This window comes from Pseudomonadota bacterium (genome assembly GCA_018823135.1).
GTDB lineage: Bacteria > Desulfobacterota > Desulfobulbia > Desulfobulbales > CALZHT01 > JAHJJF01.
Genome location: JAHJJF010000129.1, coordinates 18,779 through 30,551, shown reverse-complemented (window position 1 = coordinate 30,551; position 11,773 = coordinate 18,779). Strand labels below are relative to the sequence as shown.

9 protein-coding genes are annotated in these 11,773 nt (G+C 47.1%); 8 read left to right on the top strand and 1 reads right to left on the bottom strand.

Annotated features, from left to right (window positions below):
* Nucleotides 1-296 precede the first annotated feature (296 nt).
* Both KKE17_13645 and KKE17_13640 read left to right on the top strand, forming a co-directional pair.
* Nucleotides 297-1,292 (top strand): integron integrase, encoded by a 996-nt coding sequence (locus KKE17_13645; GenBank protein MBU1711041.1) that lies wholly within the window; start codon nucleotides 297-299, stop codon nucleotides 1,290-1,292.
* 176 nt (nucleotides 1,293-1,468) lie between these two features.
* Nucleotides 1,469-2,893 (top strand): M48 family metalloprotease, encoded by a 1,425-nt coding sequence (locus tag KKE17_13640; GenBank protein MBU1711040.1) that lies wholly within the window; start codon nucleotides 1,469-1,471, stop codon nucleotides 2,891-2,893.
* A 13-nt stretch (nucleotides 2,894-2,906) separates the two neighbouring features.
* Here the strand turns inward: KKE17_13640 and KKE17_13635 are convergent, their stop codons facing one another.
* Nucleotides 2,907-4,448 carry an HDOD domain-containing protein gene (locus tag KKE17_13635; protein ID MBU1711039.1) on the bottom strand — a complete coding sequence of 514 codons (1,542 nt, stop codon included), beginning with the start codon at nucleotides 4,446-4,448 and terminating at the stop codon, nucleotides 2,907-2,909.
* Between the two features lie 582 nt (nucleotides 4,449-5,030).
* On the opposite strand from KKE17_13635, the gene KKE17_13630 reads away from it, so the two are divergent.
* From KKE17_13630 to KKE17_13605, 6 genes are all read left to right on the top strand, one after another.
* The gene (locus tag KKE17_13630; protein MBU1711038.1) at nucleotides 5,031-5,741 is read left to right on the top strand and encodes an FHA domain-containing protein; all 711 of its coding nucleotides are present in this window, start codon (nucleotides 5,031-5,033) and stop codon (nucleotides 5,739-5,741) included.
* 152 nt (nucleotides 5,742-5,893) lie between these two features.
* A complete protein-coding gene (locus KKE17_13625; protein MBU1711037.1) occupies nucleotides 5,894-8,359 on the top strand; it encodes a protein kinase in 2,466 nt (821 codons plus the stop codon).
* Between the two features lie 107 nt (nucleotides 8,360-8,466).
* Nucleotides 8,467-9,246, top strand: coding sequence for a protein phosphatase 2C domain-containing protein (locus KKE17_13620; protein ID MBU1711036.1), 780 nt, complete (start codon nucleotides 8,467-8,469; stop codon nucleotides 9,244-9,246).
* A 136-nt stretch (nucleotides 9,247-9,382) separates the two neighbouring features.
* Nucleotides 9,383-9,586 (top strand): hypothetical protein, encoded by a 204-nt coding sequence (locus tag KKE17_13615; GenBank protein MBU1711035.1) that lies wholly within the window; start codon nucleotides 9,383-9,385, stop codon nucleotides 9,584-9,586.
* 110 nt (nucleotides 9,587-9,696) lie between these two features.
* Nucleotides 9,697-10,287 carry a hypothetical protein gene (locus KKE17_13610; GenBank protein MBU1711034.1) on the top strand — a complete coding sequence of 197 codons (591 nt, stop codon included), beginning with the start codon at nucleotides 9,697-9,699 and terminating at the stop codon, nucleotides 10,285-10,287.
* A complete protein-coding gene (locus tag KKE17_13605; GenBank protein ID MBU1711033.1) occupies nucleotides 10,284-11,621 on the top strand; it encodes a replication-associated recombination protein A in 1,338 nt (445 codons plus the stop codon). The genes KKE17_13610 and KKE17_13605 overlap by 4 nt, the downstream gene beginning before the upstream one ends.
* Nucleotides 11,622-11,773: the final 152 nt, after the last annotated feature.

Sequence of the window (11,773 nt, the reverse complement as noted above, 5' to 3'; positions counted from 1 at the left end):
TGAACCAGACTAAAGGGTCAATTAATATATGAATGACGATACCGAGTATGCCAAAACCAAGTAAACAGTATGAGATGGTATCCCTTTTCGCCTTTTTTATTACTAGTCCCATTTTACCTTCAATTTATTTGGGAAGATAACATTGTAAATAACTGGAAAGTTTCCATCATATTACCCTTATCAATGGAGGATATATCCATTGATTTGGATATTAAGGGCTCAAACTGGAAAAAATTGTCCACTTATGCATATTTTTGTTGAGTACATCCATTTATCAGGATATTATCACAGTCAACATGGAAAGCAAGAAGAAATATCGTCCCAATCCACAATTAAAAATCATGGACCAAGTCCGGGAGACTTTGCGATATTACCACTACGCCTATCGGACAGAAGCCTCTTATTGTCATTGGATCCTGAAATACATCTATTTTTATGAGAAAAAACTGCACCCAAAAGACCTTGACGCCAAACATGTTGAGCGCTTCCTGTCTCACCTGGCAACCAATAGACAGGTAGCCGCCTCCACCCAACGCCAGGCCCTTAACGCCCTGGTTTTCCTCTATCGCGATGTTCTCGACAAACCATTAGGGGACATTGCGCCTATCCGAGCCAAACGGAATAAACGTCCGCCGACGGTACTAACCAAAGATGAGGTTGCCCAGGTGATAAAAGAAATGAGCGGCACTCACGCATTAATGGGAAAGCTGATCTACGGAACCGGCATGCGGCTCCTTGAATGCATCCGGCTGCGCATTGGAGATCTGGACTTCGGCAATAATAATATCCATATCCGGGACGGCAAAGGTGCAAAAGACCGAGTCGCCCTTTTTCCACAAAACATAAAAGAGGAGCTGCGGATTCATGTCAACCGGGTCAAAGAACTGCATGCCGATGATTTGAATGACGGCTTCGGCGAGGCCTATATGCCCGACGCCCTGGGAAGGAAATATAAAAACGGCGCAAGGGAAACCCCATGGCAATTCGTCTTTCCTGCACAAAAACGCTCCATTGACCCGAGATCGGCAAAAGAAAGACGCCATCATGTTCTTGAATCCGGCCTCCAGAAAGCTGTCAAAGCCGCTGTACGAAAAGCAGGCATTGAAAAAAAAGCCACAGTCCACACCCTGAGGCATTCCTTTGCCACCCATATGCTTGAAAACGGGGTAAATATACGGATGCTCCAGCAGCTGCTGGGTCATGCCGACATCAAAACCACTGAGATCTATACCCATGTCATGGAGCGAGATATCAACGCCTTGCAAAGCCCGTTGGACAGGTTGTTGAATTAACCCGTACAATAGATTATTGTATGCATTCATTGCGGAATGGAACTTTTTGGGCGTTCAAGGCATCTCAACTCAGTATAACAGTTGAAATGTTTTTTCTTTCTCCCCCATCTCCAAACTCAACTATTCCTTAATAATCCATAAATCCATGGACTTTTCAGGCTAAACAGATATTTAAAATGATCAAATCAAACAACAGTTTCCGGCGAATTTCGCCACTGATACTCAGCATGCTGATTATCTTTCTGCTGAGTTTTGTCACTCCAAAACCTGCCCAGGCCTTTACGGTTGGCGAGGAAAAAGAGGCCGGCGAAAAATTGCTGGTCCTTGTCCGGCAGCAGCTTAAATTCCTCAATGAACCGGACATCACCCAATACATCAACGGCCTTGCCCATTCAATCCTTACCACGGCAGGGCCGCAATATTTCAACTACCATTTTTATGTTATCGACAATAAAGTTTTCAATGCCTTTGCCGCGCCGTCCGGACTAATATTTTTTCATTCCGGACTCATTGAAACCATGGACACAGAAGGTGAACTTGTCGGGGTCATGGCCCACGAAATCGGCCATGTGACCAGCAGACACATAGCGGAAAGCATTGAGAAATCCCAAAAAATAAATCTGGGCTCTCTTGCCCTGGTACTTGCAGGCATTGCCATGGGAGGCGGAGACATCTCCCAGGCGGTAATTACCGGGTCCATTGCCGCCGGCGCATCCATGGAGCTTTATTTCAGCCGGCAGCATGAAGAGGAGGCAGACCGGCTTGCCTTCAAGTGGATGAAAGAAAGCAACAGAAACACCCATGATCTGGTTACCATGCTCCAGAAAATGCGCCGGATCAGCCAGTTCCGCCAGGGAGACATACCTCCCTATCTGCTGACCCACCCAGACACTGAAAAACGCTTGAGCTATGTTCAGGATCTTGTTGCCATGTCAAGAGATATGACCTCCCCTCCCCAGGATAACTTTGCGTTCCTGCGAATCAAAAGCCGCATTCTTTCCTTAACCAGGAACCCGACAGCCTTACTGCCCAGATACCTCAACAACCTGAGCCAGGCAAAGACCCAGGGAGACCCTCTCCAGGAAGCCTTTGCGCATTACGGACTTGCACAGGTCCATCTGAGCAATGCTGATTTCAACAAGGCCCGGGAATCGCTGCTCAAGGTGATAGCCCTCTTCCCGGACAAGGCGATCCTGCAAGCAGACCTCGGAAACATTTATTTTCAGGAAGGCAATTACGACAAGGCACTTGAGATATTAACAAAGGCCCGGCAAGCCGACAGAAACTGCGCGTATACCGCTTTTTATCTTGCCCGCGCATACGAACAGAAAGGCGAATTGAAAACGGCATTAGCCCTTTACAACGAGCTGCTGCCGATATTGCCTGAATATTCAAGGCTTCATTATCATCTGGGACAGGTGAAGGCGGCCATGGGGGAGAAAGGCCAGGGGCATTACTCATTAGGACTTTATTTCTGGCATGAAGGAAATCAGAAAAATGCCGTGTTTCATTTGCAGGAAGCATTGAAAAATCTTCCGGAAGATGATGGAACCAGGAAAAAAGCCGAATTGCTGCTTGAAACCATCAAAAAATCTTCGTAATCCCCTTGATTCCCTACTCTTCCTGATCCCGTTTCCTGATGATCGCCATAACCGCAAGATCTCTGAGCACCCGGGTTGCCTTGAGCTGGTTTTCATCAAGTCGCGGCGATTCCGCCTTGCGGTCAAGATAAAAAAGCCCGATGGGCTTTTTATCGATACATATCGGAAAAAGATAGACATTCCGATCCCGGACATATACATCCAGTTCTTCAGGAAAAACATTCGGGGTATTCACAGGAATTGCCATGTCCTTGCATGCCTTAAGGGACCGGGGTATCACTAATGAGGGATTGGCAAGCATGAATGATGAATATAATGCATGCTCAAAACCGACCACGCCTTGAGAATCAATATCGCCAAAGCCCATTCTGCCGACCAGAGAAACCTTTGTGGAACGGGCCTTAACAAATGAGAGAATCGCCCTTTCATAGCCGACGCCCTTACAGAGTCCCTCAAGTATCTTCTTATACACATCATTAATATTAAAAGAACCGGTAAGGGTCTCGGACATCTCATGCATCAGTTTATCGACAAACGCATCAATCCCTGAAACCGATTTCTCTTTACTCTCTCCGGTTTCTCCTTCAACAGCATCGTCTCCAGCCGGTTGCCTCTTTATCCTGGCCCGATTCTTTATCGACAATTCAAGAATCAGGACCTTGCTCTTGATCTTCAGCTTGGTCAGCCCAAAACGCATGGGAGCGGAAATGTTTTCGGCCGCCTCAATGCTCCAGTTCATCAGACCGACCAGCTCATCATATTCCAGAGAGAAGAGCCTGGCGTATTTACTCATCAGAGGACTGATATCGTTTTCCTTAGTCACCGCATCCACCAGGCGGTTGGTAAAATCTGCAAGACTGGTGAGCATTGCATCTTCATCATAGGTGCTCTGGGGTTTGGGGGGGTCGACTTCCATGGCCGCAATAACCTTTGCAGAAAGATTCCAGAACTTGGCAACCTCCATTCCTATCTCGGAAAAAGTCAGCTCATCAAGCACCTTGCTGGTGGCCTCATTTTCGTCCTCTCCCTTGTCAACCAGACTTTCTATTTCCCGATACGAACCAGGGAGATAGATACAGACGATGATTTTCCCCAGATCACGCAACAGGGAGCAGATAAACGCCTCTTCGGAGTTCATTTTCAGGTTTTTGCGGATCACCAGGTCCCGGGCCTGCAAACCGCTTAAAAATGAAGCAGCAAGGATCTTGGATATCCCTTCCTTCTCCACGCCTGATTTGACAAAATCTTCAAAAAGGGCAATTGGGGTGGCCAGATCCCGTATGGCATCGTAGCCCAGCATGGTAATCGCCCGTGATATGGTGGTCACCGGTCGGGAAAGAGAATAAAATGCCGAGTTGACAACCTGCAACACCTTGTTAGTCAGGGAATAATCCTTGAGAATTATTTCAGCAAGTTCATTGGCGCCACTGACCCCGTCACCAGCAAGGGAGAGCAACTCCATGACATTGCTTGACATGGCCGGCAGTTCACTCATGTTTATCTTGGAAAATATTTCAGAAAGGCGTTCCGAAGGTATTTTTTCTTCTGTGGTCATATAGTCAGAATTCTCAAGGCTTGATGGCCTCATAATAAGTCACGGTGGGACAAGGTACACCACGCAATATCAACAGGTTTCAACGTCAGCACTCGATGAAATCACATTTTTCAGGATTTCATCAAAGCTTGAAATGTCCGTCAACAAATCCAGATAGTCGCCGGTCTCTTATCTGCTCCATGTAAAATCTTTCAGGTAACAAATAAATTGTATAGAAAATTTACAAAATGTCTATGATAAGTTAGATTTTTCTTATGCATAAACTAAAAATATGCTAATCTTAGCTAAAATGATAATTTGCGGTAAATACTCAATAAAAAACAATTCATCCAGTAAAATTTATACTTTATTATTGTATACCCCCAATCATTATTTCATGGTCGGAGAGACACTATACAAAATACCGCAGTTATAATCAAAAGGTCCCTCCCATGGAACTTTTTATGATACACATGATGTTTCTATTCACGTTGAAAAAACATTTCGAAAAAAACTGCCAGAGAATCGTACCGTTCAGGTTGTTTAATACAAAAAATTAAATAGTTAACTTTTCCGCAACAATAAAAACCAGGGGAACATATCATGACCGAATGGGCTCTTACCCTCCACGACAAAATCATTAAACGTTTTACTATTGTAGACGGTCAAGTTTTAACCATCGGCCGTGGAAGCGATGCGGCCGTCATTATTGACAACACCGCGATCTCAAGAAAACACTCAAGTCTTGAACTCAATGACGGCGTATACTATCTCTCGGATCTCAAAAGCACGAACGGTACATTTGTAAACGGCAAAAGGATCGACCAGTCAATTCCTATCGCGCTTTCCGATACTATCAATATCGGAAAATTCCGTTTGTTGCCGGCAGATATGCTTACTCAGGACACTGCGGCCGTCTCAGCGAGTTCCATGGATATGGACATGGAAGACGAAACCGTTTTTGTCAGCACCAAAACCGCTTCAAAGGTTCCCCAGGTGATGGACCGTTCCGTCAAGGAAAAACCAAATAACCAGATCCTGGTTGTTGAAGGTGACGCCACCCCCAAAGCGATTTCACTTGACGGTAAAAGCAGCGTCAAAATCGGCAAAGACCCTTCATGCGATATGGTTATTGGCGGCTGGTTTGTCGCCGGGGCCCAGTGCTATATAATTACCAAGGATGATAAATTCATTATCGTGCCACAACGCAGTTGGGTAAAAACACGATTAAACGGCAGCCAGATCAGCGAAGAGCGTGTTTTGCGCAAAGGCGACATTATTGAAATCAAAAATAGCAGAATGCGTTTTGATTAAACACGTAATCCATGAATTTAATGAGCACCTTATATTTTCCAGGCTCTTTCACAGTCTGACTTGCTTTCCTTTGTGGCCGGATTGAAACCCGGACTCTTTCAATCCCCTTGCGTCACAGACAAACGCCCTTTGGATTCAGGTAACTTGACATAATGCTTTCAAATATTTTCAACAAGCTGGTAAAACCAAAAGCGAAAGCGACCGAAATCCCTGAGCCCGCCCCTCCGACTTCCGAGGAAAAAAACACCCCTCCCCCCAAAAAGGTATTCAGTCCCAACTGGCAACCCGGCGATGTGATTATCGATCGATACAAGGTCGAAAATGTCATGTCAGGATCAATGGGCAAGGTCTATATCTGCGATCATCTCGGCTGGGGAATCAAGATTGCCATTAAATCCCCGAGACCCCAGGTTCTTGCCGACCGTGAAGGAATGAAACGCATTCTCACCGAAGCAAAATCATGGGTGCATCTGGGTATGCATCCCAATGTCGCCGCCTGTTATTACGTGCTTTCGCTGGAAAAAATCCCCCACCTGTTTATTGAATTCATTGACGGTGGCAGTCTTGATGACTGGATCAAGGCCGGAAGATGTAAAGACCTGCGCACCACCCTTTCTCTGGCCATTCAGTTCTGCCACGGCATGGAATACACCCATTCCAAGGGACTCATCCACCGGGACATAAAACCCCAGAATATCCTGGTTACCAAAAACGCCCTGCTGAAAATTACCGACTTCGGCATTCTGCTGGACCAAAAAAAAATCAGCGGCAAAGATACCGGAGAAAAAGAAGCACCATTGACCCTCTCCGAAGATGATGCAGAAAACGAATCCACCGTCGGTTTCCGTGGCACACCCGGATATGCTTCGCCGGAGCAGTTTCGCGATGCGCATAAGGTTGACCGGCGCACCGACATCTTTTCTTTCGGATTGTGTCTGTGGATGATGCTCTGCGGTCAGAAACCATTTAAAAGGAATGTCCAGAGAAATGAAATTCCCGAACCGGTGCCGGCCAATCCCGTTGTCACTTTCCCGCCCATTCTGGTTGAATTATTAAAAAAGAGCGTCGCCTTTGATATGGAAGACCGCTACCCTGATTTTGCTGCAATGCGCGCCGATTTAAATGAAGCCTACACCAGTCTGTTCAAGGTTGCCTGTCCCTATGCGGTTCTCACCAATATCGACCTTCGCGCCGACAGCATGAACAACCGGGCGGTTTCCCTGTTCGAACTGGGCAGGGAAAAAGAGGCCGTCGCCTGTCTGCAGCATTCCCTTGAAATAAATGATCTGCTGCCCGAAGCGATCTACAACCTCATCCTGCTTCGCTGGCGGGAAGGAAACAGCACGCCGCAGCGTATTTTACGACAGATTGAAGCAACCAAGAAAAGATTCCCCAAAATGACCCTTCTTGACGACATGGAGTTAAGCTTCAAGGAAATGATTGCCGCACAGCGTAAAAAAGAACCATTACCGGAAATTCAATTTCCCGAATACAAGCTCTGTACTCCAAAAGTTTCCGTTGAAATATTCAGGGAAGGACAATTATACCACTCGGTGCAACGTAGTGTGCGGGATCACCTGCGGAATAAAAGGTTCGAAGAATGCCATAATGTCCTGCTCACCGCCTGGCGGAATAACGGCTTCAAAAAGGACAAGATCCTCAATAACGTTTATGAACAACTCCTGCCCATTGGTGAAAAAGAGTCGGTTGCCGGCGCGCAACGGTTCCTGACCCTGAAGGGAACCGACAGTCCGGTCACCTGCCTTGCTTCAGTGCCCGGAACCTGGAAAATCGCCTCATCCGGGCCCGACGGCCTGCTCAAGTTGCATGATCTTTCAAAACCCAAGCAGAATCCTGAAATATTAGGAGAAAAAAATAAGCCGATACACTCTCTTGCGGTTTCCAGCGATGGAGAACGCCTGGCATTCGGCACCGAAGACGGCAAAGTACGGGTCTGGTCAATTAACCAGGGGAAAAATTATCCCATTGAGATTGCCCATAAAGCGCCGATCACCGCCCTTACCTTCAGCCCGGACAACCAATGGCTGGTTTCAGGTGATCTTGACGGCAATATAAAATTCTACGGTCTTGCCACCCAGAAAGCCAGGACCATTTCGATCCCTGAATCAGGGGGGATACGATCAATTAATTACTTGAACAAGAATCTTGATCTTATCACCGGCAGCGATGACAGCAAACTCCGGATATGGTCGGCAACCGACAATGAATACATCCGGATTATTGAGGCCCATCAGGTGCCGCTGGTTACTCTTTCGGCAGCGATTGATGGGAACCGGTTCATTTCCGTGAGTCAGGATCATGATGTAAAAGTCTGGGAAAGCAGCACAGGAAGGAATCTCAAATCTTTTCAGGCCCACGAAGAAACCATCACTTCGGCAATCATCCTGCCGGATAAATGGACCGTCGTCACCGGCTGTGAAGATGACATTCTTAAAATCTGGAACAGTGAAACCGGCAATTGCGTGTATACCCTGGACGGCAGAGGGGACGGAATTACCAGTCTTGCCCTGGGGCCTAAGCCCCATACATTCCTTGCCGGAAGACAGGACGGGGCCATATTGTTCTGGATGATAATCTATAAGCTCAGGTTTCATTAATGATATGAATACTGATATTTGCACAACCAGAACCCCTGATTCAGGCGAAGATAAACACGGCCGCCAACGCGGAACAGATCAATCTTATCCCCAAACAAAAGAATATCATGCTTGATTTCATAAAAAAACTATTCAGTCCACCTCCCAAACCACTGGCAAGCTATGGCCGTACCGATACGGGAAGAGTTCGAGGCCACAACGAAGATGCCTTTTGCATCCTTCCGGAACAACATGTCTTCCTGGTCGCGGACGGCATGGGCGGCCACAATGCCGGTGAAGTTGCAAGCCGTATCGCCATAGAGGCACTTACCGATTACATTATCAACAAAGCCGGCAAGAACCTGCAGGGCAGCAATGAAGAAATTCGTCACGCGCTGATCAACGGCTTGAGAAAGGCAAATGAAAAGGTCATGACCCTTGCCGCCTCTGATGATGATCTCCAGGGCATGGGCTGCACCTTTGTCTCCTGCCTTGTTGCCGGCAATTCCCTGCATACCTGCCATGTCGGAGACGCACGCTGCTATATTGCCGATGAAAAAAAGCTTGAACAGATAACTACAGACCATACGTCTCTGGCAAAATTTGACCAGAAAGTGCGGGATGATGATATGACCATGGAAATCGTACCGCCGCCCCGCCATGTTGTGACCAGGGCAATAGGATTTCCTTTTAATGAAGACCCGGAATACCACACCCGCAACATTCGCCCGGGAAATCGTATTTTACTGTGTTCAGACGGCCTCTGGTCCATGGTCGATCATGATGAAATGCACCGGATCATCACCAACGCCGAGTCCCCGGAACAGGCGAGCAACCTGCTGGTTGACCGGGCAAATGAAGGCGGCGGCAAGGACAACATCACCGCAGTTGTTGTTTTTATTGATTAACGAGTGGGATTTCACTAATCAAAGTCGCTGTCCAGAAATACTTTTTCTTTGCCGTTTCAGGCAGATACATAGTTAATCAGATGACAAGGTTCGCAATAGATCCGGGTGACTTTCCTCTCCTTCCAGGAAATTTGACGTGAAGAAAATTGCGACTATAATAGTGAGTATTATTTCTCAAGCGAGTAAACAATTGCATTGTACCGCTGATGATTATTTTCCCGGTATCTTCCCCTTCGTGCCGAATGCTTTTACCGGGCATGATGGTTTAACCTGCATTTCTCACGAACATTTCAGTGCTAACAGGGAATGGTCAGAAAATAAATGGTTTCTTGAAGGTTAGCAGGCAATTGATAAGAACAGAGTGTAAAAAATATCTCACATAGCAAAGCTACTGAAATGTCCTCCTAAGGCAAGCCGGGACATGCGATTATTCCCTAAAGGAATGGAAAATTGAAAAATACGGCGGATAAAAAATACCTGTCACAAAAGGCTGCGGAAACTCTTTCCAGGCTCGCTGAGGAAATCATCGCCGGTCAACTCACGGCTGACAACAAGAGCACGCCGATCAAGGAAATTACCCAATTCAAAATTAAAGAAAAACAAAAAGGCGATACTTTTCAACTTGAAATTTTCCTGCAGGCAACAATCGGCAGCTCCAAGGAAATACACCTGCAGGAAATATCCGAACAATCAGCAGCTGTGAAAATCAGGGGTAACGCTGCAAAAAAACCGTACAGAAAAAAAAGCGGTTCGCCGGCAGAAAAACAACTCAAAAAATCCCTGAACCGCCTCTGGAAAAATGTTTCTACCGCAATTCTCAATGCAGAGACGCCCGCCGCCAATCAGCTTGAAAATTTACGTAAAACCTGGGATGATTACACCCTGTTCGTTGAACGGGACTGGCAGGCCGAGTGGGATGAGTGCACCATTATCCTCAAGGACTTCCTGGCTTCCATCGAAAAAGGCGACCTTGAAAATGCCGCTGCGCAACTGGCTGAAATCAACAGAATGACCAAAGCCTGTCATAAGAAATACAAATGACCGGACAGCAAACAATAATCCAGACAGCTCTAGCGCCCCTGGCGGAAAGGATGCGCCCCAGGGTTCTGGCCGATTTCGTCGGCCAGCAGCACCTGTTGGGCAACAATAAATTATTGGGAAAACTCCTGGAGCAGAAGCAGATCCCATCACTTCTTCTCTGGGGGCCGCCGGGCACCGGAAAAACCACTCTTGCAAGAATTCTCGCGAGACAATCAGGATACTCTTTTGAGTTTTTCTCGGCAGTGCTTTCCGGCGTCAAGGAAATCCGCGAGATTGTCGCTAAAGCCCGACAACTGAAAGACCAACAGGGCGAATCCACCATCCTCTTTGTCGACGAAATTCACCGGTTCAATAAAAGCCAGCAGGACGCCTTTCTGCCCCATGTGGAATGCGGCCTCCTCACCTTAATCGGCGCAACAACCGAAAACCCATCGTTTCACGTCATTTCTCCCCTGCTCTCCCGGTGCCAGGTGCTGGTGCTGTACCCCCTTGAACCCGAAGAGCTGAAAACCATTGCTCTTCGCGCCGCCGAAGATCCTGAAAACGGCCTGGGCAAACTGCATCTGGTTTTTGACACCGATGCCCTTGATCATCTGGTCAATGCATCAGACGGTGATGCACGGGCGCTGCTCAACAGCCTGGAGATCGCCGCATCCCTGGCTGCTCGCCCCGATGATTCACCATCAACTATCAGTATTGAGATAATTGAAGAAGCGGTGCAGCAGCGTTTCCTCCGCTACGATAAAAACGGCGAAGAGCATTATAACCTGATATCAGCCCTGCACAAAAGCCTCCGGGACAGCGACCCCGACGGCGCCTTATACTGGCTGGGAAGGATGCTGCAGGGCGGCGAGGAACCGCTCTATATCGCCCGCCGCCTGATCCGTTTCGCTTCTGAAGATATCGGTAATGCCGACCCGCAAGCCCTGAATATCGCCCTCAATGCCCGCGAAAGTTATCATATTCTGGGTTCCCCTGAGGGAGAACTGGCCCTTTTTCAAGCGGTAATCTATCTTGCCACCGCCGCAAAAAGCAATGCAACTTATGCGGCGTTCAATCAGGTTTCGGAGGAAATCAGAAAATCAGGCAGCCTGCCCCCGCCACTTCATATCAGAAATGCTCCGACGAAACTCATGAAAAACCTTGGCTACGGAAAGGGATATCAATATGCTCATGATGACCCTGATGCCTTAGTCGAGCAGGAACATCTGCCGGAATCCCTCGCAGGAAAAAGATTCTATCACCCGACGAATCGTGGCCATGAGGCGATTATCAAAGACAGATTGGAAAAATGGCGTAAAATATTACTGGAACGAAAAAAACGGAAAAAATAATCGCCCTTGTTCTTTGCTGATTCTTTGATAATAGTATAAACAACTCCTCAAAAATGTTTGAAGAACAGTTTTGAAAAATTGGACAGCAATCTGTTTTATGATATTAAATTAGGTTTCGGATATTTTTCCGATTACAGTTTGCACCAAGTGAC